The sequence below is a fragment of the Streptomyces chattanoogensis genome (assembly GCF_001294335.1).
GTDB lineage: Bacteria > Actinomycetota > Actinomycetes > Streptomycetales > Streptomycetaceae > Streptomyces > Streptomyces chattanoogensis.
The window spans coordinates 126,004-150,199 of the sequence record NZ_LGKG01000148.1; the positions used below are offsets into that span (position 1 = coordinate 126,004).

A 24,196-nucleotide genomic window follows, 5' to 3' on the forward strand; every position below is an offset into this window, starting at 1 on the left:
CAACGCGAGACCGCACCAATGCGACACCGCACCACCGCGACACCGAACGTGAGGAACCACGTAGTGAGGCAGCGTGACCAGCGGCTGGCCGCCCCGATCGGAGCAGGGCTGGCAACAGCCCTGCTCGCGCTCGCGGGCTGCAGCGCCGACGACTCCGGGGCGAACGGCCACGGCGAGCCCGTCGTCATGGGAACAACGATGGACAAGCCCGTCTCCACCGACCCGGCCGCCGGCTACGACCCCGGCTCGTGGCTGCTGTTCAACAACGTCTTCCAGTCGCTGCTGAGCTTCCCCAAGGGGGGCACCAAGCCGGAACCGGAAGCCGCCAAGAGCTGCATCTTCACCGACACCCACAGCCAGGTCTTCCGCTGCACCCTCAAGGACGGCCTGACCTTCAGCAACGGTCACAAGCTGACCTCCGAGGACGTCAAGTTCTCCTTCGACCGCACCCGGCGCATCAAGGACAAGAACGGCCCCGCCGTGATGTTCACCGCGCTCGACAAGGTCGAGGCGCCGGACGCCAAGACCGTGGTCTTCCACCTGAAGACGCCCGACGCCACCTTCCCCAGCAAGATCGCCTCCGGCGCCGGCTCCATCGTCGACCACACCGCCTATCCGGCCGACCGGCTGCGCACCGACGGCAAGGCGGTCGGCTCAGGCGTCTACACGCTCAAGGACTACAGCCCCAAGAGGGCGCTCTTCGGCGTCAACCCCTCCTACAAGGGCCCCGCCAAGGTCAAGAACTCCGGGATGACGGTGAAGTACTTCACCGCGGCCGAGGACCTCAAGAAGGCCGTCCGCAGCGGCGCCGTCGACCTGGCCTACCGAGGTCTGTCCATGGAGGACCTCGCCGCGCTCTCCAACGCCTCGTTGGACCAGAAGCACGGCACCCAGCTCATCCAGGGCACCAGCGCCGAGGTCATGCACCTCGTCTTCAACTTCAAGGACCCGGTCGCCGGCAAGCTCGGCGTCCGCAAGGCGATCGCCTACCTCCTGGACCGCCCCACCCTCGTCCGCGACGTCTACCAGCACACCGCCGAACCGCTCTACTCCATCGTTCCCGCGGGCATCACCGGCCACAACACCGCCTTCTTCGACACCTTCGGCGACCGGCCGAACCCCGGCAAGGCCGCCGACGCCCTGCGCGACGCCGGTGTCCACGGCAAGGTCCCGCTCACCCTGTGGGCCACCCCCGACCGCTACGGCCCCGGCACCGTCCCCGCCGTCAAGGAAATAGCCCAACAGCTCAACGCGAGCCGCCTGTTCGACGTCAAGGTGCGCAGCGTGCCCACCAAGGAGTACGAGCAGGGCATGGCGTCCGGCCGCTTCGGCTTCTACGTCAAGGGCTGGATCCCCGACTACCCGGACCCGGACAACTTCACCCAGCCGTTCTTCGGCAAGGGCAACGTGCTGGGCAACCACTACAGCTCGCCGGAGATCACCGGCCGGCTGCTGCCCAAGACCGCCGACCAGCCCGACCGCGGTGCCGCCACGGAAACGTTCCGCGAGCTCCAGGACATCGTCGCCCGCGACGTACCGGTCATCCCGGTCTGGCAGGGCAAGCAGTACGCCGTCGCCCGCGACGGGATCTCCGGTCTGGAATGGACCCTGGACGCCTCGACCGTCTTCCGGTTCTGGGAGATCAGCAAGGCGGCCGACACCTGATCCGGCCCGTGCACAGGCGTCACGCATGACGCCTGTGCACCTATGACGCCTGCGCAGGCATGACAGTGGGGCCGGTCCGGAGAATCCTCGGACCGGCCCCACTGTCATGCCTGCGCACGCGCCGGCGAACCCGGCACGCCTCGGTGCTGCTGCGCGCCTACTGCGCGCCGGGACGCACCAGCCCGCTCTCGTACGCGTACACCGCCGCCTGCACCCGGTCCCGCAGCCCCAGCTTCGTCAGCACATGGCCCACATGCGTCTTGACCGTCGTCTCGCTGACGAACAGATCCGCGGCGATCTCGGCGTTCGACAGCCCGCGCGCCACCAGCTTGAGCACCTCCACCTCGCGCTCGGTGAGGGTGTGCAGGGTGTCCGGCACCGCCTCCTCGCCCGACGGCAGATGATTGGCGTACTTGTCCAGCAGCCGGCGCGTGATGCTCGGCGCCAGCATCGCCTCGCCCGCGGCCACCACCCGGATCGCCTGCACCAGCTCATTGGCCGGCGCATCCTTCAGCAGAAAGCCACTGGCCCCGGCCCGCAGCGCCTCGACCACATACTCGTCCAGGTCGAAAGTGGTCAGCACCAGCACCTTCGCCGGGCCGTCCTTCGCCGGACCGGTGATCTGCCGGGTCGCCTCGACACCGTCCATCCGGGGCATCCGGATGTCCATCAGCACCACATCGGGCTGCAGCGCCCGTACCTGCTCCAGTGCCTGCAGACCGTCACCGGCCTCCCCGACGACCGCCAGATCCTGCTCGGCCTCCAGGATCATCCGGAATCCCGTGCGCAGCAGGGGCTGGTCGTCGACCAGCAGGACGCGGATAGCCACGAGGTCTCCTTCGTTAGATCGTCCCCATTCTGCCCTGCTCCCCGCCCTCACCCGCCGCCGGGCGGACCGCCAGGGGATACACCGGGGGAGTACCGCCGAATTCCGGACAGTGCGCCTGGTGGTCGCACCAGCCGCACAGCTTGGTCGGCCGCGGCCGCCAGTCCCCGGTCCGCGTCGCCAGCTGGATCGCCTCCCACAGCGCCAGCAACTTCCGCTCCACGCCCCGCAGATCGGCCTCGGTCGGGTCGTACGTCACCAGATCGCCGCTGCCCAGATACACCAGCTGCAGCCGCCGCGGCACCGTACCGCTGCGCCGCCACATCACCAGCGCATAGAACTTCATCTGGAACAGCGCACCCTCGGCGAACTGCGGCCGCGGCGCCTTGCCGGTCTTGTAGTCCACGATCCGCACCTCGCCCGTCGGCGCGATGTCGACCCGGTCGACGAACCCCCGCAGCTGCAGCCCGGACTCCAGCACCGTCTCCACATACAGCTCGCGCTCGGCCGGCTCCAGCCGCGTCGGGTCCTCCAGCGAGAACCACCGCTCCACCAGGGCCTCGGCCTCCGCCAGCCAGACCGCCAGCCGCTCGCCGTCCGCACCGCCTGCGCCGTCGGTGAACAGCTCCGCCAGCTCCGGCCGCTTGGCCAGCAGCTTCTCCCACTCGCCCGGCACCATCGCCCGCGCGCCCGGAGCCGTACGCTCCGCCGCCGGCGCGTCGAAGAGCCGCTCCAGCACCGCATGCACGACCGTGCCCCGGGTCGCCGCCGCGCTCGGCTTCTCCGGCAGCTTGTCGATCACCCGGAAGCGGTACAGCAGCGGGCACTGCATGAAATCGCTCGCCCGCGACGGCGACAGCGCCACCGGCGGCTGCGCCCCGCCCGCCGCCCGCTCGCCCTCCGGCGCCATGCGCTGGGCCCCGGGCCCGCCCGTGGCCGGCTGCCCGCCCTGCCCGCCCTGCGTGGCCGCCCCGGCCCTCTCGGTGCTCGTTCCCATGTCATCAGACCCTACGGCCCGCCACTGACAACCGCGTACGGACCGCCCAAGGCGGGCCCCGCAGCGGATACGGGCCCCGCGCTCCGCATACCATCGACGGCAGACCCCTTTGCCCTGCATGATCGGTAGATCACGCCAAGCAGACGCAAAGGCCGCATTCGACGAGGGGACGCCGTGGACGACAGCGGGAAGCCGCAGGACCCCCAGGAGTCCGTGCAGCACCGGCCGCCCGAGCCGCCCGAGCCGCCCAAGGACGCCGAAGAACGCAAGGAAGCCGCCGCGCCCCGGGACGGGGACGCCGCGGCGGCCGAAGAACCTGGGGACGGCGGGCCGACGGACACCGTCGGCGGACCGAGGGGCCCCAAGGCGCCGGACGGCAAGAAGGGCGGCGGCATCCTGATGGGCCGCCCCTTCGGCGTGCCGGTCTACGTCGCCCCCAGCTGGTTCGTCGTCGCGGCCCTGATCACCTGGGTCTTCGGCGGCCAGCTCGAGCGCGTGCTGCCCGAGCTCGGCGTCGCCCGCTACCTCGTCTCCCTCTTCTTCGCGGTCGCGTTCTACGCCTCCGTGCTCGTCCACGAGCTGGCCCACACCATCGCCGCGCTCCGCTTCAAGCTCCCCGTACGCCGCATCCAGCTGCAGTTCTTCGGCGGCGTCTCGGAGATCGAGAAGGAGACCGAGACCCCCGGCCGGGAATTCGTCCTGGCCTTCGTCGGCCCGCTGCTCTCCCTCGTCCTCGCCGGCATCTTCTACCTCGGCATGCAGCTGGTCGAACCCGCCACCGTCCCCGGCGTCCTGCTCGCCGGCCTGATGATCTCCAACCTCATCGTCGCGGTCTTCAACCTGCTGCCCGGCCTCCCCCTGGACGGCGGCCGGATGCTGCGCGCCGTCGTCTGGAAGATCACCGGCAGGCCCATGACCGGCACCGTCGCCGCCGCCTGGGTCGGCCGCGCACTCGCCGTCACCGTCCTCATCGGCCTTCCGCTGCTCACCCACACCGGCGCCCTCGGCACCACCCCCGAAGAGCTCGGCGGCGCCGACTCGCTCACCGACGCCCTGCTCGCCGCGATCCTCGCCGCGATCATCTGGACCGGCGCCGGCAACAGCCTGCGCATGGCCCGGCTGCGCGAACGCCTCCCCGACCTCACCGCCCGCATCCTCACCCGCCGCGCCGTCCCCGTCGAGACCGACACCCCGCTCTCCGAGGCGCTGCGCCGCGCCAACGAAGCCGGCGCCCGCGCCCTCGTCGTCGTCGACCGCCAGGGCAACCCCACCGCCCTCGTCCGCGAGGCCGCCATCGTCGGCGTCCCCGACCACCGCCGCCCCTGGGTCGCCGTGGGCACCCTCGCCCAGGACCTCAGGGACGGCATGCGCGTCTCCGCCGAACTCGCCGGCGAAGACCTCCTGGAATACCTGCGCGCCACCCCCGCCACGGAATACCTCGTCGTCGAGGAAACCGGCGAGATCTACGGCGTCCTCTCGACGGCCGACGTGGAACGGGCCTTCGTGTCGGCGATGGCCCGGCGGTCCTGAACGGCGGCCTGCGCGCGGGCGCTGCGCGCGGGCGGGGCACGGGCGTGCCGCGGGTGCCGCGCGGGCTTCGCGTCCGGTACCTCTGGGTAGCCCCCAGCCGGGGGGACGAGCGCGTTCGAACGGCCAGATGGAGCCCGGCCACGCCACGGACGCACCGCCCCCGAACCGCCGCCCGGACCACCCCCGCGGCGCCCCCGGCCCGCCCACTGGTCCGCCCCGCCCCGATCGGCCGGTAGGCTGGTCACATGTCCGAACCGACCGGTGCCGCCCGCCGTCGCGGGCCCTTCAAGGTCGGGGACCAGGTCCAGCTCACCGACCCCAAGGGACGCCACTACACCTTCACGCTCGAAGAGGGAAAAAGCTTCCACACCCACAAGGGAGCCTTCCCCCACGACGAGCTGATCGGTGCTCCCGAGGGCAGTGTTGTCCGTACCACCGGGAACGTCGCCTACCTCGCGCTGCGCCCGCTGCTCCCCGACTACGTCCTGTCCATGCCCCGCGGTGCCGCCGTGGTCTACCCCAAGGACGCGGGGCAGATCCTGGCGATGGCCGACATCTTCCCCGGCGCCCGCGTCGTCGAGGCCGGTGTGGGCTCCGGCTCGCTCAGCAGCTTCCTGCTGCGCGCCATCGGCGACGACGGCATGCTGCACTCCTACGAGCGCCGCGCCGACTTCGCCGAGATCGCCACGCAGAACGTCGAGCGCTATTTCGGCGGTCCGCACCCCGCATGGACGCTCACCGTCGGTGACCTCCAGGACAACCTCTCCGACACCGACGTCGACCGCGTCATCCTCGACATGCTCGCCCCCTGGGAGTGCCTGGAGGCCGTCTCCAAGGCCCTGGTCCCCGGCGGCATCCTCTGCGCCTACGTCGCCACGACCACGCAGCTGGCCCGCACCGTCGAGGCGATCCGCGAGCACGGCACCTTCAACGAGCCGTCGGCCTGGGAAACCATGGTCCGCACCTGGCACGTCGAGGGCCTCGCCGTCCGCCCCGACCACCGCATGATCGGCCACACCGGCTTCCTCCTCACCGCCCGCCGCCTGGCGGACGGCGTCGAGCCGCCGCTGCGCCGGCGCCGGCCCGCCAAGGGCGCTTACGGCGAGGACTACACCGGGCCGGGCGGGCGGGAGAAGGCTGCGCCGGGCGGGCGGGAGAAGGCTGCGCCGGGCGGGCGGGAGAAGGCTGCGCCGGGCGAGAAGGCCGGGGACCCGGCATCCGGCGCCGCCGACGACGCGACCGCACAGGACTGACCCTCCCGGACCGGCCTCCGGTCCCCTCACCGAACCACCGGGCGCCGCCGACGAGTTCCCCCAGGGGAGCCGCCGGCGGCGCCTTCTCGTCGGACTCCCCGCCCAGCACTCCGTTGCACCCCGCCGTTCACGTTTGCGCCCACCGCGTGATCGGAGCGTAAAACTCCGCTCCCGCTGGTTCCGCGCCGCCACCTCCTGTGGAACGATGCTGGGCACTCCCACCGCCACAGCTCTTCACAGGAGTTACCCCGCGTGCAGCCCTTGGCAGGCCAGGACCTTCTGCATACCCAGCCCCACCCCATGCACTGGCTCGCCACGGCCACCGCGGTCTCGGCGGTCGTGGCGCTCGCGTCCGTGATCCAGCCCCCGGATGCCACTGCCACCACCGCGCACGGCGCGAAATCCGGCCGCCACACCATGGCCGCCCCCGGCTCGGCTGCTTCCGCCCTGGCCGCCCCCGATCCGGCCAAGGTCACGTTTCCCGTCAACTGCGGGCCCAACCGCCTCGACGTGGTGAAGAAGACCTCCGGTGACCTCGACGGCGACGGCACCACCGAGACCATCGCGGTGGTCCGCTGCCATTCCGTGACCGGAACCCCGCCCAGCGGTGTCTTCGTCCTGGCCCGGCAGTCCGACCCGCAGGCCGCTCCTCGCGTCGTGGCGACCCTTCTCGCGCCCTCCCAGAAGCTCAGCGTCCAGGACTTCGCCCTCCAGGGCCGCGAGATCTCAGCGACGCTCCTGGGCTACTCCACGTTCGACGTCCCGCGCTGCTGCCCCGACGTCCGCAAGAGCGCCAAGTGGCAGTGGAGCGACGGGAAGTTCATCCAGAGCGAAGTTCCCGCCGGGACGAGCACAGCCGGTGTCTGATCCGTCACATGATGTGCGCGTCGGCGGGGGATTCCCTACGCTCCGTCTACGCCCCGTCCCCGATTCGTCTACACCGCGTTATGGCCGGCGCCTGACCGGTGGGCCGGGGCCGTGCGGCCCGGGGCCGGGCACGTCCTAGTCCGCGTCCGGCCCGTAGACCTCGACCCGGTCCGTGACCCGGCGCACATGAATACAGTCCCCGGGGCACTCCTTGGCCGAGTCCCGGACATCGTTGAGCAGCGTCAGCGGGACGGGCGTTGTGGCCCCCTTGTCCTGCAGCAGCTCGTCGTCCGCGCTCTTGACATAGGCCAGCCCGTCGATATCGAGCTCGAAGACCTCGGGCGCGTACTGCACGCAGATCCCGTCGCCCGTGCACAGGTCCTGGTCGATCCAGACTTCGAGCTCTGGAGAGGCTTCATCCTGCGCGGTCATCTCGCCTGCCGTTCCTGCGTACGTGAACCGTTTTTGTCTAAGTGGCGCCAGCCCTGACGGGTGTTGACCGACTCGACGATACAACCGCTCGCTTTCCGATGTTGTTGGGTGGGTATTCCCTTGGCGTGAGGACGTGCGCAAGGGTGAAGATCGGACACGCCCCGACAGTCTTTTCGATCTAGGGGTTTCAACCTGCACCGGCCCAGGTAGGGTCAGGAAGCGTCCAGCTCCTTGGAGGAGGTGAGGACCGTGGCAGCCCACGACGACGACATCAACCGCGGCATCCGGCCGGGGCGAGGGTCTGAAGATCCTGCCGGCCAGGTTGCCTATCTCGAGCAGGAGATCGCCGTCCTGCGACGTAAGCTCGCCGACTCTCCGCGGCACACGAGGATTCTCGAAGAGCGGATCGTCGAGCTGCAGACCAACCTGGCCGGCGTTTCCGCGCAGAACGAGCGACTCGCCAATACTCTCCGCGAGGCCCGCGACCAGATCGTCGCGCTCAAGGAGGAAGTCGACCGGCTCGCACAGCCCCCGGCCGGCTTCGGTGTCTTCCTGCAGACGAACGAGGACGGCACGGCCGACATTTTCACCGGAGGCAGAAAACTCCGGGTCAATGTCAGCCCCAGCGTGGAGCTCGACGACCTCCGGCGCGGCCAGGAGGTCATGCTCAACGAAGCGCTCAATGTGGTCGAAGCCATGGAGTTCGAGAGCGCCGGCGACATCGTCACCCTCAAGGAAATCCTCGAGGACGGCGAGCGCGCGCTGGTGATCGGGCACACCGACGAGGAGCGGGTGGTGCGGCTCGCCGAGCCGCTGCTGGACATCACCATCCGCCCCGGCGACGCCCTGCTGCTCGAGCCCCGCTCCGGCTACGTCTACGAAGTCATCCCGAAGAGCGAGGTCGAGGAACTCGTCCTCGAAGAGGTCCCGGACATCGACTACACCAAGATCGGCGGTCTGGGCGGCCAGATCGAACTGATCCGGGACGCGGTCGAGCTCCCCTACCTCTACCCCGACCTCTTCAAGGAGCACGAACTGCGCCCGCCCAAGGGCGTCTTGCTCTACGGCCCGCCCGGCTGCGGCAAGACACTCATCGCCAAGGCGGTCGCCAACTCCCTTGCCAAGAAGGTCGCCGAGGTGACCGGGCAGCCCGCGGGGAAGAGCTTCTTCCTCAACATCAAGGGTCCCGAGCTGCTCAACAAGTACGTCGGCGAGACCGAGCGGCACATCCGGCTGGTCTTCCAGCGGGCCAGGGAGAAGGCCAGCGAGGGCACCCCCGTCATCGTCTTCTTCGACGAGATGGACTCCCTCTTCCGCACCCGGGGATCCGGCGTCAGCTCGGACGTGGAGAACACCATCGTCCCGCAGCTGCTCTCCGAGATCGACGGCGTGGAGGGCCTCGAGAACGTCATCGTGATCGGCGCCTCGAACCGCGAGGACATGATCGACCCGGCGATCCTGCGCCCCGGCCGCCTCGATGTGAAGATCAAGATCGAGCGTCCGGACGCGGAGGCCGCCAAGGACATCTTCTCGAAGTACCTCACCGAGAATCTCCCGCTGCACGCCGATGATCTCGCCGAGCACGGCGATTCCCGCAGGGCCGCGGTCAGCGCGATGATCCAGTCGGTCGTCGAGCAGATGTACGCGGAATCCGAGGAAAATCGATTCCTGGAGGTCACCTATGCGAATGGTGACAAGGAAGTCCTTTACTTCAAGGATTTCAACTCCGGAGCGATGATCGAAAACATCGTCGGACGTGCGAAGAAGATGGCCATCAAGGCCTTCCTCGAGCACAATCAAAAGGGTCTGCGGGTCTCCCATCTCCTCCAGGCTTGCGTGGACGAGTTCAAGGAGAACGAAGACCTGCCGAACACCACCAACCCGGACGACTGGGCCCGGATCTCCGGCAAGAAGGGCGAGCGGATCGTCTACATCCGTACGCTGGTGACCGGAAAGCAGGGCGCCGACACCGGCCGCTCCATCGACACGGTGGCGAATACCGGCCAATACCTGTAACACCGCACTCCGGCTGCGGATGTCCTGCACGGGGCGTCCGCAGCCGGACGCTTTTCCGGGCGCCGCATGGGCCGGCCCCGTCAAGAGTGCGATGGACCAGGGAAAACCGGACTGGAGCAATGACTGTAATGATCTCCCCAGCGCCGCAAAGGCGTTCTAGGCTCGTCCATACCGCCGCGTCACGCTGTGCGGGAGCGGGGAACGCACACGGACCGGAAGCGCAGCGGTACTTGAGCGCCGACCCCATCCGGGGGCGCCGCCGGGCAAGGAGGGCCGCATGACCGTACGGCGAGTAATGGGGATCGAGACGGAGTACGGGATCTCCGTACCGGGCCACCCGAATGCCAATGCCATGCTCACCTCGTCCCAGGTCGTCAACGCCTACGCGGCCGCGATGCACCAGGAACGACGGGCTCGCTGGGACTTCGAGGAGGAGAACCCGCTGCGGGACGCCCGCGGCTTCGACCTCGCCCGCGAGGCCGCCGACTCCAGCCAGCTCACCGACGAGGACATCGGCCTGGCCAATGTGATCCTCACCAACGGAGCCCGGCTCTACGTCGACCACGCCCACCCCGAATACAGCGCCCCCGAGGTCACCAACCCCCGCGATGCCGTCCTGTGGGACAAGGCCGGCGAGCGGATCATGGCCGAGGCCGCCGAGCGGGCCGCCCAGGTACCCGGCGCCCAGCCCATCCACCTCTACAAGAACAACACCGACAACAAGGGCGCCTCCTACGGCACGCACGAGAACTACCTGATGAAGCGGGAGACCCCCTTCTCGGACATCGTGCGCCATCTGACGCCGTTCTTCGTCTCCCGCCAGGTGGTCACCGGCGCCGGCCGGGTCGGCATCGGCCAGGACGGCCACGAGCACGGCTTCCAGCTCAGCCAGCGCGCCGACTACTTCGAGGTGGAGGTCGGGCTCGAGACGACCCTCAAGCGGCCCATCATCAACACCCGCGACGAGCCCCACGCCGACGCGGAGAAATACCGCCGCCTCCACGTGATCATCGGCGACGCCAACCTCTCCGAGATCTCCACCTACCTCAAGCTCGGCACGACATCCCTGGTCCTGTCCATGATCGAGGACGGCTTCATCGCCGTCGACCTGGCCGTCGACCAGCCCGTACGCACCCTCCACCACGTCTCCCACGACCCCACCCTGCAACACCTGATCACGCTCCGCAGCGGCCGCACGCTCACCGCCGTACAGCTGCAGATGGAGTACTTCGAGCTGGCCCGCAAATACGTCGAGGACCGTTACGGAGCGGATGCGGACGAGCAGACCAAGGACGTCCTGACCAGGTGGGAGGACGTGCTCGGACGGCTCGAGAACGACCCGATGAGCCTGTCGGGCGAGCTGGACTGGGTCGCCAAGCGCGAGCTGATGGAGGGCTACCGCCGCCGCGACGGCCTCGACTGGGACGCGGCGCGGCTGCACCTCATCGACCTGCAGTACGCCGACGTACGCCCCGAGAAGGGCCTGTACAACCGTCTGGCGGCCCGCGGCAAGATGAAGCGCCTCCTGGACGAGCCCGATGTCCAGAGGGCCCGGCTGAAGCCCCCTGAGGACACCAGGGCCTACTTCCGTGGCCGCTGTCTGGAGCAGTACGCCGACGACGTCGCGGCCGCGTCCTGGGATTCGGTCATCTTCGACCTCCCCGGCCGTGACTCCCTGCAACGCGTCCCCACCCTGGAGCCGCTGCGCGGGACCCGTAAGCACGTCAAGGAGCTCCTGGACCGCTGCCGTACGGCGGAGGACCTGGTCAGGACGCTTTCCGGCCGCTGACGTGCGACGGGCCGGGGAAGGGTGCATGACAGATTCATGCCGATCGAGGGCCGATCCGGGGCTGAAACGGCCGCAGTGCGGGAATGATCTGGGGGACTCCCGGACGTTGCACCAAGTGCGGGGCCGATGTCGGACCCTGCTTGTAGGGTCGGATCTTGAAGGTCACATCGAGCAAGGTCACATCGAGCGGGCGAACCGAGCGGGGTGAGGGACATGGCGACCAAGGACAGCGGCGGCGGGCAGCAGAAGGCCACGCGTTCCACGGAAGAGGTCGAGGAGCAGGCGCAGGATGCGCAGGCTTCGGAGGATCTCAAGGAGCGCCAGGAGAAATTGTCGGATGACGTCGATTCCGTCCTCGACGAAATCGATGACGTACTCGAAGAGAACGCAGAGGACTTTGTCCGGTCATTTGTTCAAAAAGGTGGACAATAGGCGGCAAAGCGGACATGAAGAGTTCGGGGGGACGGAAATGCTGCTCACGGTGCAAGCGGACGCTGTCCAGAGGCGCATTCTCCGGTAACAAGTCGATGAATGGCGGGCTGCAGGCGTACTGCCGGGAGTGCTCTGCGGAGTACTACCGGCAGCGCCAGGCAGCCGAGGGGCGAACGGTCCGCGAGAAGGTGCCTGTGCCTCGGGGACTCAAGCGGTGCCCGCAGTGCCGTGAAGTGAAATCGCACAACGAGTGGGAACGCAACAGGTCGTCGTCGGACGGCTGGGCAAGCTACTGCCGATCTTGCAGGGCGGAACGGAACCGCGAGAGCAATTTCAAGCGCAAGTACGGCATCACGGTGGCCCAGCGCGATGTGATGATCGCCGATCAGAACGGGCTCTGCCCGATCTGCCAGAGCTCCGAGCCCGTCCATGTGGATCACTGCCACAAGACGGGTAAGGTCCGAGGCGTACTGTGCTTCAACTGCAACTCGGCACTCGGCAAGTTGGGAGATGACCCCGACGCCATACGCCGGGCCATCGCATATCTGGAAGGAAACGTGTGGAAGCCAACACTCGAAGCACCGGGCGTCTGCCAGCGGCCTTCCTGACGCCTGGGTCCTCGTCGTTCATGGACTTTCTCGGGGCGCATTCGCCCGGGCTGCTGCCGGGCAACCGGCCGCTGCCGCCCGTGCAGGGGGCCATCGAGGCGCCGCACGGGACGACCATCGTGGCGGCGTCGTTCCCCGGCGGTGTGGTGCTCGCCGGTGACCGCCGGGCGACGATGGGCAATGTGATCGCGCAGCGGGACATCGAGAAGGTCTTCCCGGCGGACGAGTACTCGGCGGTCGGTATCGCCGGCACGGCGGGGCTCGCCGTCGAGATGGTCAAGCTGTTCCAGCTGGAGCTGGAGCATTTCGAGAAGGTGGAAGGCGCCCAACTCTCCCTGGAGGGCAAGGCGAACCGCCTGTCGACGATGATCCGGGGCAATCTCGGGATGGCCATGCAGGGCCTGGCGGTCGTGCCGCTGTTCGCCGGCTGGGACGTGGACCGCCAGAAGGGCCGGATCTTCTCGTACGACGTCACCGGCGGGCGCTCCGAGGAGCACGGCTTCGCGGCGACGGGCTCCGGTTCCGTCTTCGCCCGCGGTGCCCTCAAGAAGCTCTACCGCGACGACTTCACGGAGAATCAGGCCGCCACGGCCGTCGTCCAGGCGCTGTACGACGCGGCGGACGACGACTCGGCGACGGGCGGGCCGGATCTGGCCCGGCGGATCTATCCGATCGTGACGGTGATCACCGAGGACGGCTTCAGGAAGCTGACCGAGGCCGAGGTGTCGGAGATCGTCCGCGCCATTCACGAGCGCCGCCTCGACCAGCCCGACGGCCCGCGTGCCGCGCTGCTCTGACGGGACGGATGATCCGTGATGCCTTCGCCAGTGAGAGAGCCATTGACAGAAAGGGACGGATAGCCGGTGTCGACGCCGTTCTATGTCTCACCCCAGCAGGCCATGGCCGACCGTGCCGAGTACGCCCGCAAGGGCATCGCGCGCGGCCGCAGTGTCGTGGTGCTGCAGTACACCGACGGCGTGGTCTTCGTCGCCGAGAATCCTTCCCGCGCCCTGCACAAGGTCAGCGAGATCTATGACCGCATCGCCTTTGCGGCGGTCGGCAAGTACAACGAGTTCGAGAATCTGCGGATCGGCGGGGTGCGCTACGCCGATCTGCGGGGGTACACCTACGACCGCGAGGATGTGACCGCGCGCGGTCTGGCGAATGTCTATGCGCAGACGCTCGGCACGATCTTCTCGAGCGCCGCGGAGAAGCCGTACGAGGTCGAGCTGATCGTCGCCGAGGTGGGCAATGCCCCGGAGGAGGATCAGATCTACCGGCTGCCGCATGACGGGTCGATCGTGGATGAGCACGGTTCGGTCGCGGTGGGCGGCAATGCCGATCAGATCAGCAGCTATCTGGATCAGCGGCACCGTGAGGGCATGACGCTGGGCGAGGCGCTGAAGCTGGCAGTGGAGTCGCTGTCGCGGGACACCAACGGCAGTGAGCGCACGCTGACCGCGGAGCAGCTCGAGGTGGCGACGCTGGACCGTACGCGGCCGCAGCAGCGGAAGTTCAAGCGGATCCTGGGCCGTCAGCTGTCCCGGCTGCTGGATGAGCACGGCGCGGGCGACGGCGGGAAGTCCGCGGACGGTGATGCGGATGCCGGGGACGAGGCGGCCGCGGACGCCGGAGGGGCGGCCGGAGAGTCCGGCGCTCCGGGCGCCAAGTCCGGTAAGCCGGACGCCGGTTCGGGGTCTTCGGAGGGCTCGGAGAGCTCTGAGGGGACGTCGGACGACGCGTAGTCCCGCAGGAGAGTTCCGGTCTTTTTGCGCGCCCCGGTGGGTCACTGCCCGCCGGGGCGCGCGGTGTTGTGGGCGCCGGCCGGCGGCGGGGCCGTGGAGCCGCGGCTGATCAGTGTGACCGGGAGGGTGGCGGGCGCGGGCCGGGCGCCGTCGAGCACGGTCATCAGGGCCCGCATGCCGGCTTCGCCGAATTCCTCGGCGGGCAGCCGTACGGTGGTCAGCTCCGGTTCGACGGCCACCGAGAGGGCGAGATCGTCGAAGCCGGTGACGGAGATGTCCTCGGGGACGCGCAGGCCCAGGCGCCGTACGGCCTTGCAGGCGCCGGCGGCGATGATGTCGTCGTCGCAGAGCAGGGCGGTGGGGCGGGGGCCGGGGGCGGTCAGCGCGGTGTGCGCGGCCCGGAGGCCGGCGTCGACGCCCAGGGCGGAGGGCTGACGTCGCAGGAGTGTGCCGGGGACGGCGGCCAGCGCCTCGGTGACGGCGTGGCCGCGGAGGGCGAAGGTCCAGGAGTCGATGTCGGCCGCGAGGTGGGTGATGCGGCGGTGGCCCAGGGCGGTGAGGTGGGTTGCCAACTGCCGTGCGCCGTCGGCGATATCGAGATTGACGGTGGCGGTGGCGCTGGTGTCGTCGGGATCGCTGTCGAGCATGACCAGGGGCAGGCCGGCGTCGCGGAGCGCGGTGAGGGCTCCGGCGGCCATGGAGGAGGCGATCACGCCGTCGAGGGTGGCGGCCGCGGAGTCGAAGGGGTCGCGGGCCGGGCCGATGCCCTCGGGGGAGGGGTAGAGGACGACGCCGAAGCCGTGGTCGGCGGCGATCCGGGCCGCTCCGGTGTAGACGCGGGCGAAGAATTCGGTGGTCAGGGCCGGGACGACGAGGAGCGCGGTGCGGGTGCGGCCCATGCGCAGGCTGCGGGCGGCGAGGTTGGGGCGGTAGCCGAGCTCGCGGGCGGCGGTCCGTACGGCCTCGGCCTTGGTCTCCGAGACCCGGCCGCGCCATTTGTCGCCGAGGACGAGGGAGACGGCGGCCTGGGAGACCCCGGCGGCGCGGGCGACGTCCCGGCTGGTGATGCGGGCCGCTCCGGGGGAGCCGTTGCTCGCACCGGGGGGCGGCGTGGCCTCGTGGCTGGTCACCGGGTGTGTCACTCCTTGTGTGCGGCCGGTGCGGGGTGGACCGCGGGTTGGCGCCATGATACGTATAACGCCGGAAGTTATACGTAAAACGTCCGGCCGGTCCGGACGGAAGGGGGCGGTGATGGCCACGGGATATGCGGAGCTGCTCAAAACCCGGCATGCGGCGCGGCTGCTGACGGGAACGCTGGTCGGCAGGCTGCCGAACGCCACCGCGGCGCTGGCCGTGGTCCTGTTCGTCCGCGCCGAGGGTGGCAGCTATGCCCTCGCCGGGGTGCTCTCCGCGGTCTACGGCGTCTGCAACGCAATCGGCCAGCCGCTGCTCGGCCGGGCGGTGGACCTCTACGGCCAGCCGCGGGTGATGCTGCCCGCCTCGGTGCTCTCCGCCCTCGGCATGGCGCTGCTGGCCGCCGTCGGCCTGGATCCGCTGTGGGCCGCCTGCGCCGCCATGGTGGTCGCCGGATTCTTCACCCCGCCGCTGGAGGGCGGCCTGCGGGCCCTGTGGCCCGGGGTCCTCAGGCGGCCGGACCAGGTGCATGCCGCGTACGCGCTGGACGCGGTGGCGCAGGAGGTCATGTTCGCCGTCGGCCCGCTGCTGGTGACGCTGTGCGTGGCGGCCTGGTCGGCGGGGGGTGCGCTGCTGGTCATCAACGCGATCGGGGTGCTCGGTGCGCTCTCCGTCGTCGTCTCCGAGCCGTCCCGGCAGTGGCGCAGCGAGCCCCGCGAGGCGCATTGGCTGGGGGCGCTGCGCTCGCCCGGCCTGCTGGTGCTGATCGGGGCGTTCTTCTTCGTGGGGCTCGCGCTGGGGTCGATAGCGGTGGCGGCGGTGGCGTACGCCGATGAGCACGGCGGGGGGATGGTCTCCAGCTGGCTGCTCTCCGCGCTGGGCGTCGGCGCGCTGATCGGCGGCATCGTCTACGGCGCCCGCGAGTGGCCGGGACGGCCGGAGGGCCGGCTGCGGCTGCTCATCGGGCTGCTGGCGCTGGGGTACCTGCCGCTGGCGCTGGCCCCCGGCGTGGCCGGGATGACGGCGCTGACCGGGGTCGCCGGGCTCTTTCTGGCGCCGGCGCTGGCCTGTGCGTTCGTGGTGGTGGACCGGCATGCTCCCAACGGCACGGTGACGGAGGCGTTTTCCTGGCTGGTGACGACGTTCGGAGTCGGCTCGGCGGTGGGCAACTCGGTGGTCGGCCCCGCGGTGGAGGGCGGCGGCTCGGCGGCGGGATTCGCGGTTGCCGGCGCCGGAGGGATCGCCGCACTGCTCGTCCTTTTGTCGACGAAGCGATTTCTCGGGGATCCGGTGCAGCCCAAGGCGGGTGCGGCCCCGGCGGAAAATGATCGGAACGGGGCCGTCGAACCCGGTTTCAGAGCAGGCCGTCAGGCGTAATGTTCAGTCATGGACCGCCGCATTTTCGGGCTGGAGAACGAGTACGGCGTCACGTGCACGTTCAGGGGACAGCGCCGACTGTCACCTGACGAAGTGGCGCGGTACCTCTTCCGCCGTGTTGTGTCATGGGGCCGCAGCAGCAATGTCTTCCTGCGGAACGGCGCCCGCCTGTACCTGGACGTGGGATCGCATCCGGAATACGCAACACCCGAGTGCGACAACGTGACCGAGCTGGTCACCCACGACAAGGCCGGTGAGCGCATTCTCGAAGGCCTGCTCGTCGATGCCGAACGCCGCCTGCACGAGGAGGGAATCGCGGGCGACGTCTATCTCTTCAAGAACAACACCGATTCGGCGGGAAACTCCTACGGCTGCCACGAGAACTATCTCGTCGCCCGGCACGGTGAGTTCTCCCGGCTCGCGGACATCCTCATTCCGTTCCTCGTCACCCGTCAGCTGCTGTGCGGTGCGGGCAAGGTGCTGCAGACGCCGCGCGGCGCCGTGTACTGCGTCAGCCAGCGTGCGGAGCACATCTGGGAGGGCGTCTCCTCCGCGACGACCCGCTCCCGGCCGATCATCAACACCCGGGACGAGCCGCATGCGGACGCCGAGCGCTACCGCCGGCTGCATGTCATCGTCGGCGACTCCAACATGTCCGAGACGACCATGCTGCTCAAGGTCGGGGCCACCGATCTCGTGCTCCGCATGATCGAGGCGGGCACGGTCATGCGCGATCTGACGCTGGAGAACCCGATCCGGGCCATCCGCGAGGTCAGCCATGACATCACCGGCCAGCGCAAGGTGCGCCTCGCCAGCGGGCGGGAGGCCTCGGCGCTGGAAGTGCAGCAGGAGTACTACGAAAAGGCCGTCGATTTCTGCGATCGCCGCGGAATCCGTACGGGTACCGTCGAGCGGGTTCTGGAACTGTGGGGCCGTACCCTCGAGGCGGTCCGGGACCAGGAGCTGGACCGTATCGCGACCGAAATCGATTGGGTGATGAAACATCAGCTCATCGAGCGGTATCGCGCAAAGAACAACATCACGATGTCTCACCCGCGCGTGGCGCAGATAGACCTCGCGTATCACGACATTCACCGTCGCCGGGGTCTTTACTACCTCCTGGAGCGGAAGGGGCAAGCGGCCCGGATCTGCAATGACTTGAAGATCTTCGAGGGCAAATCGGTGCCGCCGCAGACCACCCGTGCCCGGCTGCGCGGCGATTTCATCCGGCGGGCCCAGGAACAGCGCCGCGATTTCACCGTGGACTGGGTGCATCTCAAGCTCAATGACCAGGCGCAGCGCACGGTGCTGTGCAAGGACCCGTTCCGCTCGGTGGACGACAGAGTGGAGAAGCTGATCGCCGGGATGTGACCGGCGGGAAGTGTGATGGTGTGCCGGGAGCGCCTGCGCTCCCGGCACATTTGTGTGCGCCTGCGGGGAGGGCCGCTGTGTTGCTGCGGGTAACGCGCACAGGGACAGGTCGTAGAGTGGCGGGCACTGCCCACCCACCCCCCGAGCCCGAGTTGGACTGATGAACCTCACGAAGAACACCCGTCGTGCGGCCGCGGCCGCGCTGACCGTGCCCCTGTTCCTGTTCACCGCCGCCTGCGGGTCCGACGACAGCAAGGCTTCGTCGGCCGAGGCCGTGGCCAAGGTCACGGGCAAGCCGGGGGCGCAGCCCAAGATCACGGTTCCGAAGGATGCCAAGGCGTCCGACGAGGTCGTCACCAAGGCCCTGGTGACGGGCAAGGGACAGGCCGTCAAGAAGGGCGATGTGGTCCGGCTCGAGGTCGCGGCGCAGACGATGAAGGGCCAGCGCATCGACAGCACCTGGGAGCCGGCCGCGAAGCCCGGGGAGCCGCACCGGCAGATCGTCGCCGAGCTCACCGACCAGCTGACCCAGCCGACGATGCCGCCGAAGGTGCTGAACGCGCTGGCCGGGAAGAAGGTCGGCAGCCGCATCGAGGTGGAGACCACCGCCAAGACGGCGTACGGCGAGGCGGTGGCCGCACAGCTCGGTCTGCAGCCCGACGAGGGCCTGGTGTGGGTCGTGGATGTGGCCGCCGCGAAGAAGCTGGACAAGAAGGCGAAGGCCGAGGGCGAGCAGGCGGCGCCGGAGAGCGGGATGCCCGAGGTGAAGGCCGAGGGCGCCAAGGCGGCGACGATCACCATCCCCAAGGGCGAGAAGGCCCCCAAGGACCTCAAGGAGCAGGTCCTGATCAAGGGCAAGGGCGCCGAGGTGAAGGCCGGCCAGGGCCTGATCGCGCAGTACACCGGTGTGAAGTGGGAGGACGGCAAGCAGTTCGACTCGTCCTGGAACCACGGTGGTGCGACCGCGTTCCAGATCGGGACCGGCAGCGTCGTCCAGGGCTGGGACAAGGCGCTGGTCGGCAAGCACATCGGTGACCGGGTGGAGATCGTGATCCCGCCGAAGCTGGCCTACGGGACGAACCCGCAGAGCGAGCTGCGGAAGAACACCCTGGTCTTCGTGGTCGACATCGTCGGCACGGCCTGACCCGGCCCGCTCGGAGCGGCAGGTACGGCAAGATCTGCGAGACTGGCGCGGTAGTCGTAAAGATTCGTAAGTAGGAGCACATTCGTGAGCATCGACAAGCCCGAGATCGACTTTCCTGACGGCCCGGCTCCCAAGGACCTGGAGATCGTGGACCTGTGGGAGGGCGACGGGCCGGTCGCCAAGGCCGGGGACTTCGTCAAGGTCCACTACGTCGGCGTGGCGTTCAGCACGGGCGAGGAGTTCGACGCGAGCTGGAACCGCGGCACGCCGCTGGAGTTCCAGCTGGGTGCCGGCCAGGTCATCACCGGCTGGGACAAGGGCATCCAGGGCATGAAGGTCGGCGGCCGCCGCCGGCTGACCATCCCCGCGCACCTCGCGTACGGCGAGCGCGGCGCCGGCGGCGGCAAGATCGCCCCGGGCGAGACGCTGATCTTCGTCTGCGACCTGGTCGCCGTCTGAGGCCTTCCGCGTCGGCGTACGGCGCACCCGCAGGGCCCCGGCCGGGACGGCCGGGGCCCTCGGCTTTGCCCGGAGCACCCCGAGCGGTACGGTCAGCGCTCGGGAGTTCCACGAGAAAGGGCGTCGATGGCCATTGCCAAGGCCGAGCGGCTGATGAATCTGGCGCTGTGCCTGCTGGGGACGCGACGCCCGCTGACCAAGCGTGAGCTCAGGTCGTCGATCGAGGCCTATATCGAGGCGAGCACCGACGACTCCTTCAACCGCATGTTCGAGCGGGACAAGGACGATCTGCGCGAGCTCGGGCTGGTCATCGAGACCGTCGACGCCATCGACGGCGAGGTCGGCTACCTCGCCCGCCGCGACAGCAACCGCCTCCCGCCGATCACCCTGGACGCCGAGGAGGCCGCGGCCCTCGGGCTCGCCGCCAAGATCTGGCAGCAGGCCCGGCTCGCCGGTGCCGCCAGCGGCGCGCTGCAGAAGCTGCGGGCGGCCGGTATGCCGCTGGCCGGGGACGGCGAGGAGTACGAGGACGCGGCGCCGCACAGCGCGCTCGAACCGCGTATCCCGGCCCATGAAGCCGCCTTCGAACCGCTGATGCTGGCCTGCCGCGACCGCCGTCCGGTGGTCTTCGACTACCGCAAGGCCAACGCCGCCCGCCCCGAGCAGCGCCATGTCGAACCGTGGATCCTCGAGTGCTGGCGCGGCCACTGGTACGTCGCCGGCTGGGACCGGGGCCGTCAGGCCGAGCGGGTCTTCAGGCTCTCCCGGATCACCGGCAAGGTCCGTTCCCGGCAAGGGGCGTTCACCGCGCCGGTGCCCGACCACGTCACCGTGCGGGAGACCGTCGAGAGCTGGGCGGGGGAGACCGCCACCGGCACCGCCCGGATCAAGCTCCGTGCCGACCACGGCTATCCGCTGCGGGCCCGCGCGCTGACCGTACGGGATCTCGGCGACGGCTGGGACGAGCTGGAGATCCCCAGCGGGCACGGACTCGACGCCTGGCTGGTGGAGTTCGGGCCCGATGTGGTGGTGCTGGAGCCGGCCGAACTGCGCGCCGATGTCATCGACCGGCTGCGCGCCGTGGCCAAGGGCTGAGAGGGATACCGAGACCCATGGCGACGAACGCGATCGACCAGACCCGCCGGATGCTGTCCCTGGTGACCTATCTGCGCGAGCGCCCCGGCGCGCGCGTGGGCGATGTCGCCCGCGCCTTCGGCATCTCCGAGGACGAGCTGATCGCCGACCTCGACGTCCTGCCGATGTGCGGGACGAGCTTCCGCGGCGGCGACCTGCTGGACATCGACACCGACGGCGACCGCATCTGGTGGCACAACCCCGACGACGTGGCCGAGCCGCTGCGGCTGGCCGCCGACGAGGCCACCGCCCTGCTGGTCGCCGCGCGCGCGGTGGCCACCCTGCCCGGTCTGCGCGAGGGCGACCGGCAGGCGCTGCTGCGCGCCACCGCCAAGCTGGAGGCGGCGGCCGGCGAGGCGGCCGGTGCCAGCTCCCGGCTCTCGGTGACCTTCGAGTCCGAGGGCGGGGTCTTCGCCGATGTGGACCGCGCCATCGCCGAGCGGCGCCGGCTGTGGCTGCGCTACTACTCCCCGGCCCGCGACGAGCTGACCGAGCGCGAGGTCGACCCGATCCGGCTCTTTGCCGTCGGCCACACGTACGTGGAGGCCTGGTGCCGGCTCTCCGAGGCGCGGCGCACCTTCCGCCTCGACCGGGTCGCGGAGATCAAGCTGCTGGACGCGCCCGCCGATCCGCCGCCGATCGAGCTGCGCGATCTGTCGGAGGGCCTGGTCCAGCCCGCGGCCGAGGATCCCGAGGTGTGCATCGAGGTCGGGCCCGGCGGCCGCTGGGTCGCCGAGTACTACCCGCACGACAGCGCAGAGGAGCTGCCCGACGGCGGGCTGCGGATCACCTTGCGCACGCCGGACCCGGCGTCGCTGCGGCGCCTCGCGCTGCGGCTGGGCAGGGACGGGCGGATCGTGGCGCCGCAGGCGCTCGCCGACAGCGCCCGGCGGGCGGCGGGCGCGGCCCTCGCGGCGTACGGCGAGTGAGCGCGGCGCGGCCGGCACCGGCGGTGCACCGGACGCTGTGAGGGATCGGCGATCACCGTAAGGAGGAGGCAGCGAAGGATGACGACCACGAGAGCGACCACCACGAGGGCGGCGACCACCGTCCCGGTGCTCTTCAAGGCGGCCTGCCCGCACTGCCGGGCCCGCTTCGAACTGGCCTCGGACGCCTTCCGGCTGGCCATCGGCGCCAGCCGGCGCACCACCTTCTACGCCTTCACCTGCCCCGACTGCGGCCGTTCGGCGCGCCGGCCGGCCGGTGAGCGGATCGTGGAGCTGCTCACCGGCGGCGGGGTGCGCACCCTGCGGCTGCACACCCGCTGACCGGTAGGCTCGCCGCATGCTCTGGCCCATGATCGCTGTTGCCCTCGGCTTCCTCGGGATCGCCGTGCTGGGCGTCCTCGCCGTCCGTGTCTTCGTCGAGGTGCGGCGGCTCGCCCGGCAGGTCGGGGCGGCGTCGGCGCGGATCCAGCGGGCCGCCGAGGATCTCGAGCGGGCGGCCACGCCGCTTGCCGCATCGCTGGACCTTACGAAGAAGTGACCTCCCGCGTACGGGACCGGCCTGCTGTTCCCCGTGGACGGTACGCTGTTGCCCAGGGCCGATGTTCGAGGCGCGGCCCCGCAACCGGCAGTGCGCACAGGGGTTGCCCCGTATTCACCCGTGAGCGTTACGATCGCTGCAAGTACGGCGGGCGGACGGATGTCCGGCCAAGTCCAGCTCGTTCCATCCCCAGCCGCCTCGGTGAGAAGGTAGACCTTATGTTCGGTGGAAAGATCGGCCCTATGGAGCTCGTCCTCATCATCGGCGTGCTCTTCCTTCTGTTCGGCGCGAAGAAGCTCCCCGACATGGCGCGCTCGCTGGGCAAGTCCGCCCGCATCCTCAAGAGCGAGGCGAAGGCGATGAAGTCCGAGTCCGCCCAGCAGCAGGACGCGCCCGCCGACCCGCCGAAGGCCGATGAGCCGCAGGCCGAGCGCAAGACCATCAAGGCCGCTCCGGGGGATGTGACCAGCGCGCGACCCGTCGCCGATCCCGAGCACACCGCGCAGCGCTGACCGAGGGCTTGACTGCGGCGGCGGCCGGGCCGCCGCCTGTGGCATGAGATGAGGACGTGGGTTGCGCAAGTCTGCCCCTGAAAAGCGAGCCAAGGAGAAGGACCCCGAGGGGCGGATGCCGCTCGTGGAGCATCTGCGTGAGCTGCGCAACCGGCTCGCCAAGGGCGTACTGGCCATCATCGTCGCGACGGTGGTGGCGGCGTTCTTCTACGAAGCGATCATCAACTTCCTGACCAAGCCGGTGCTGGAGTCGGTCGGCTGTCACTCGCTCTTCACCGATGTCGCAAAGCTGGGCAAGGACGACCGGTGCGCCAGCATCGTGATGATGGACCTGCTCGGGCCGTTCACCCTGGCGCTGAAGGTGTCCCTGATGGCGGGCGTCGTGCTGGCCTCGCCGATCTGGCTCTACCAGCTGTGGGCCTTCCTCGCGCCCGGTCTGCACCGGCACGAGAAGAAGTACACGATGACCTTCGCCGCCGCGGGGTTCCCGCTGTTCGCGGCCGGCGCCTACTTCGCGTACTGGACGCTGCCGACCACCGCGAAGGTGCTGATCAGCTTTACGCCGGAAGGCATCGGCAACCTCGTCCCGCTGGACAAGCTGCTCGATCTGATCACCCGCATGGTGCTGGTCTTCGGGCTCTCCTTCGAGCTGCCGCTGCTGCTGGTCATGCTCAACTTCGCCGGGATCATCACCGGCAGGCGGATGCTGGGCTGGTGGCGCGCGATGGTGATGGCCATCACGGTCTTCTCGGCCATCGCCACGCCCAGCACGGACCCGCTCACCATGCTCGCGCTGGCCCTGCCCATCGCCCTGCTCTACTTCGTCGCGGTCGGCATCGCGCTCTCCAACGACCTGCGCCGCACGCGCCGGGAAGCGGCCGGGCCCGCCGACGACGAGGCCTCCGAACTGGATCTGACGCCCGAGGACATCGGTGAGCTGGAGCCGGTGGCGGGGCCCGCGGCGCTGACCGACGGCAGTGACGCCGAGCGCCGCAGCGGCTACGACGACGTCACCTGAGCACACAGGCGAGCACCCAACCAGTGCGAGCTCAGGTACCACGTCGCGGAGACGCACTTGCCGAACTCCGAACTCCGAACTCCGAACTCCGAGCTCGCGGCGGCGGCCGGACCGGCCGCCGCCATCGGGATCCCTACCGCGGTCACGGCGAGCGCCGCGGTCACCGTTGCTGCCTTGGACTTGTTCATCGGTCCCCTTCGTCACGGGGGCGGAATGCCCGCTCCTGTCCCGCCCGCGGCTGTCGCGCCTGGTCAGGGGCGTGACGTATCGGTTCCCGCGGTACATGCGGAATGATCTTGATGGGTATAAGCAGGGTGATTTGGGGGGTCGGAAGGGGGTTTCGCCCGGTCCGGTGGGTACGGGGGTTCTTACGGCGTTCCGGCCCCTGAGGGTCCGGTGAAG

Annotated in this window: 24 protein-coding genes; 20 read left to right on the forward strand and 4 right to left on the reverse strand. The window is 69.7% G+C overall.

Annotation, left to right across the window (positions count from 1 at the left end; all coding sequences use genetic code 11):
- Nucleotides 1–63: 63 nt before the first annotated feature.
- Complete coding sequence (locus tag ADL29_RS24480; RefSeq protein ID WP_211274382.1) at nt 64–1,665, forward strand: ABC transporter substrate-binding protein; 1,602 nt, start codon at nt 64–66, stop codon at nt 1,663–1,665.
- A 157-nt stretch (nt 1,666–1,822) separates the two neighbouring features.
- Here ADL29_RS24480 and ADL29_RS24485 read toward each other — a convergent pair whose 3' ends face one another.
- Together ADL29_RS24485 and ADL29_RS24490 are read right to left on the reverse strand one after the other, a co-directional pair.
- Nucleotides 1,823–2,494, reverse strand: coding sequence for a response regulator (locus ADL29_RS24485; protein WP_046928881.1), 672 nt, complete (start codon nt 2,492–2,494; stop codon nt 1,823–1,825).
- A gap of 13 nt (nt 2,495–2,507) precedes the next feature.
- Nucleotides 2,508–3,488 carry a RecB family exonuclease gene (locus ADL29_RS24490; RefSeq protein ID WP_053925740.1) on the reverse strand — a complete coding sequence of 327 codons (981 nt, stop codon included), beginning with the start codon at nt 3,486–3,488 and terminating at the stop codon, nt 2,508–2,510.
- A gap of 174 nt (nt 3,489–3,662) precedes the next feature.
- On the opposite strand from ADL29_RS24490, the gene ADL29_RS24495 reads away from it, so the two are divergent.
- The 3 genes from ADL29_RS24495 (at nt 3,663) to ADL29_RS24505 (ending at nt 7,138) form a co-directional block, all read left to right on the forward strand.
- Nucleotides 3,663–5,018 (forward strand): site-2 protease family protein, encoded by a 1,356-nt coding sequence (locus ADL29_RS24495; RefSeq protein ID WP_053925741.1) that lies wholly within the window; start codon nt 3,663–3,665, stop codon nt 5,016–5,018.
- 245 nt (nt 5,019–5,263) lie between these two features.
- Entirely contained in the window at nt 5,264–6,271 is a 1,008-nt protein-coding gene (locus ADL29_RS24500; RefSeq protein ID WP_053925742.1) for a tRNA (adenine-N1)-methyltransferase, read from the forward strand.
- A gap of 252 nt (nt 6,272–6,523) precedes the next feature.
- Complete coding sequence (locus tag ADL29_RS24505; RefSeq protein ID WP_053925743.1) at nt 6,524–7,138, forward strand: hypothetical protein; 615 nt, start codon at nt 6,524–6,526, stop codon at nt 7,136–7,138.
- Nucleotides 7,139–7,273: 135 nt separating this feature from the next.
- Here ADL29_RS24505 and ADL29_RS24510 read toward each other — a convergent pair whose 3' ends face one another.
- The gene (locus ADL29_RS24510) at nt 7,274–7,570 is read right to left on the reverse strand and encodes a ferredoxin (protein ID WP_046928886.1); all 297 of its coding nucleotides are present in this window, start codon (nt 7,568–7,570) and stop codon (nt 7,274–7,276) included.
- Nucleotides 7,571–7,819: 249 nt separating this feature from the next.
- Between ADL29_RS24510 and arc the strand changes: the two genes are divergently transcribed.
- The 6 genes from arc to prcA all read left to right on the forward strand — a co-directional run bounded on the left by arc (nt 7,820) and on the right by prcA (nt 14,160).
- The gene (arc, locus tag ADL29_RS24515; RefSeq protein ID WP_053925795.1) at nt 7,820–9,586 is read left to right on the forward strand and encodes a proteasome ATPase; all 1,767 of its coding nucleotides are present in this window, start codon (nt 7,820–7,822) and stop codon (nt 9,584–9,586) included.
- A 277-nt stretch (nt 9,587–9,863) separates the two neighbouring features.
- The gene (gene dop / locus ADL29_RS24520) at nt 9,864–11,375 is read left to right on the forward strand and encodes a depupylase/deamidase Dop (RefSeq protein ID WP_342671179.1); all 1,512 of its coding nucleotides are present in this window, start codon (nt 9,864–9,866) and stop codon (nt 11,373–11,375) included.
- A gap of 213 nt (nt 11,376–11,588) precedes the next feature.
- Entirely contained in the window at nt 11,589–11,807 is a 219-nt protein-coding gene (locus ADL29_RS24525; RefSeq protein WP_046928888.1) for a ubiquitin-like protein Pup, read from the forward strand.
- A gap of 233 nt (nt 11,808–12,040) precedes the next feature.
- Complete coding sequence (locus tag ADL29_RS46360) at nt 12,041–12,415, forward strand: endonuclease VII domain-containing protein (protein ID WP_342671180.1); 375 nt, start codon at nt 12,041–12,043, stop codon at nt 12,413–12,415.
- Complete coding sequence (prcB, locus tag ADL29_RS24535; RefSeq protein WP_053925745.1) at nt 12,367–13,212, forward strand: proteasome subunit beta; 846 nt, start codon at nt 12,367–12,369, stop codon at nt 13,210–13,212. The genes ADL29_RS46360 and prcB overlap by 49 nt, the downstream gene beginning before the upstream one ends.
- A gap of 66 nt (nt 13,213–13,278) precedes the next feature.
- Complete coding sequence (gene prcA, locus ADL29_RS24540) at nt 13,279–14,160, forward strand: proteasome subunit alpha (RefSeq protein ID WP_053925746.1); 882 nt, start codon at nt 13,279–13,281, stop codon at nt 14,158–14,160.
- A gap of 41 nt (nt 14,161–14,201) precedes the next feature.
- On the opposite strand, the gene ADL29_RS24545 is transcribed toward prcA, so the two are convergent.
- Nucleotides 14,202–15,290, reverse strand: coding sequence for a LacI family DNA-binding transcriptional regulator (locus ADL29_RS24545; protein WP_053925747.1), 1,089 nt, complete (start codon nt 15,288–15,290; stop codon nt 14,202–14,204).
- A gap of 121 nt (nt 15,291–15,411) precedes the next feature.
- On the opposite strand from ADL29_RS24545, the gene ADL29_RS24550 reads away from it, so the two are divergent.
- The 10 genes from ADL29_RS24550 to tatC all read left to right on the forward strand — a co-directional run bounded on the left by ADL29_RS24550 (nt 15,412) and on the right by tatC (nt 23,794).
- Nucleotides 15,412–16,671, forward strand: coding sequence for an MFS transporter (locus ADL29_RS24550; protein ID WP_053925748.1), 1,260 nt, complete (start codon nt 15,412–15,414; stop codon nt 16,669–16,671).
- 9 nt (nt 16,672–16,680) lie between these two features.
- Nucleotides 16,681–18,042, forward strand: a complete 1,362-nt coding sequence (pafA, locus tag ADL29_RS24555; protein WP_053925749.1) for a Pup--protein ligase — start codon at nt 16,681–16,683, stop codon at nt 18,040–18,042.
- A 160-nt stretch (nt 18,043–18,202) separates the two neighbouring features.
- Complete coding sequence (locus tag ADL29_RS24560) at nt 18,203–19,186, forward strand: FKBP-type peptidyl-prolyl cis-trans isomerase (protein ID WP_053925750.1); 984 nt, start codon at nt 18,203–18,205, stop codon at nt 19,184–19,186.
- An 84-nt stretch (nt 19,187–19,270) separates the two neighbouring features.
- Nucleotides 19,271–19,645: an FKBP-type peptidyl-prolyl cis-trans isomerase gene (locus ADL29_RS24565; RefSeq protein ID WP_053925751.1), complete on the forward strand. Its 375-nt coding sequence runs from the start codon at nt 19,271–19,273 to the stop codon at nt 19,643–19,645.
- A gap of 126 nt (nt 19,646–19,771) precedes the next feature.
- On the forward strand, nt 19,772–20,740 hold the full coding sequence (locus tag ADL29_RS24570; RefSeq protein ID WP_046928896.1) for a helix-turn-helix transcriptional regulator: 969 nt from the start codon (nt 19,772–19,774) through the stop codon (nt 20,738–20,740).
- A 17-nt stretch (nt 20,741–20,757) separates the two neighbouring features.
- Nucleotides 20,758–21,708 (forward strand): helix-turn-helix transcriptional regulator, encoded by a 951-nt coding sequence (locus ADL29_RS24575; protein WP_053925752.1) that lies wholly within the window; start codon nt 20,758–20,760, stop codon nt 21,706–21,708.
- A gap of 78 nt (nt 21,709–21,786) precedes the next feature.
- Entirely contained in the window at nt 21,787–22,047 is a 261-nt protein-coding gene (locus ADL29_RS24580) for a hypothetical protein (RefSeq protein ID WP_046928898.1), read from the forward strand.
- Between the two features lie 16 nt (nt 22,048–22,063).
- The gene (locus tag ADL29_RS24585; RefSeq protein ID WP_046928899.1) at nt 22,064–22,264 is read left to right on the forward strand and encodes a hypothetical protein; all 201 of its coding nucleotides are present in this window, start codon (nt 22,064–22,066) and stop codon (nt 22,262–22,264) included.
- A gap of 218 nt (nt 22,265–22,482) precedes the next feature.
- Complete coding sequence (gene tatA, locus ADL29_RS24590) at nt 22,483–22,776, forward strand: Sec-independent protein translocase subunit TatA (protein WP_046928900.1); 294 nt, start codon at nt 22,483–22,485, stop codon at nt 22,774–22,776.
- 61 nt (nt 22,777–22,837) lie between these two features.
- Nucleotides 22,838–23,794 (forward strand): twin-arginine translocase subunit TatC, encoded by a 957-nt coding sequence (tatC, locus tag ADL29_RS24595; protein WP_211274383.1) that lies wholly within the window; start codon nt 22,838–22,840, stop codon nt 23,792–23,794.
- The last annotated feature ends 402 nt before the right edge of the window (nt 23,795–24,196 follow it).

What these genes read in the sequence shown, in the direction of transcription:
- ADL29_RS24575 (WP_053925752.1), top strand. Translation starts at nt 20,758, where the DNA reads ATGGCGACGAACGCGATCGACCAGACCCGCCGGATGCTGTCCCTGGTG.
- ADL29_RS24490 (WP_053925740.1), bottom strand. Translation starts at nt 3,488, where the DNA reads ATGGGAACGAGCACCGAGAGGGCCGGGGCGGCCACGCAGGGCGGGCAG.
- pafA (WP_053925749.1), top strand. Translation starts at nt 16,681, where the DNA reads ATGGACCGCCGCATTTTCGGGCTGGAGAACGAGTACGGCGTCACGTGC.
- ADL29_RS24510 (WP_046928886.1), bottom strand. Translation starts at nt 7,570, where the DNA reads ATGACCGCGCAGGATGAAGCCTCTCCAGAGCTCGAAGTCTGGATCGAC.
- ADL29_RS24525 (WP_046928888.1), top strand. Translation starts at nt 11,589, where the DNA reads ATGGCGACCAAGGACAGCGGCGGCGGGCAGCAGAAGGCCACGCGTTCC.
- ADL29_RS24580 (WP_046928898.1), top strand. Translation starts at nt 21,787, where the DNA reads ATGACGACCACGAGAGCGACCACCACGAGGGCGGCGACCACCGTCCCG.
- dop (WP_342671179.1), top strand. Translation starts at nt 9,864, where the DNA reads ATGACCGTACGGCGAGTAATGGGGATCGAGACGGAGTACGGGATCTCC.
- ADL29_RS24500 (WP_053925742.1), top strand. Translation starts at nt 5,264, where the DNA reads ATGTCCGAACCGACCGGTGCCGCCCGCCGTCGCGGGCCCTTCAAGGTC.
- tatA (WP_046928900.1), top strand. Translation starts at nt 22,483, where the DNA reads ATGTTCGGTGGAAAGATCGGCCCTATGGAGCTCGTCCTCATCATCGGC.
- ADL29_RS24550 (WP_053925748.1), top strand. Translation starts at nt 15,412, where the DNA reads ATGGCCACGGGATATGCGGAGCTGCTCAAAACCCGGCATGCGGCGCGG.
- ADL29_RS24560 (WP_053925750.1), top strand. Translation starts at nt 18,203, where the DNA reads ATGAACCTCACGAAGAACACCCGTCGTGCGGCCGCGGCCGCGCTGACC.
- ADL29_RS24585 (WP_046928899.1), top strand. Translation starts at nt 22,064, where the DNA reads ATGCTCTGGCCCATGATCGCTGTTGCCCTCGGCTTCCTCGGGATCGCC.
- ADL29_RS24570 (WP_046928896.1), top strand. Translation starts at nt 19,772, where the DNA reads ATGGCCATTGCCAAGGCCGAGCGGCTGATGAATCTGGCGCTGTGCCTG.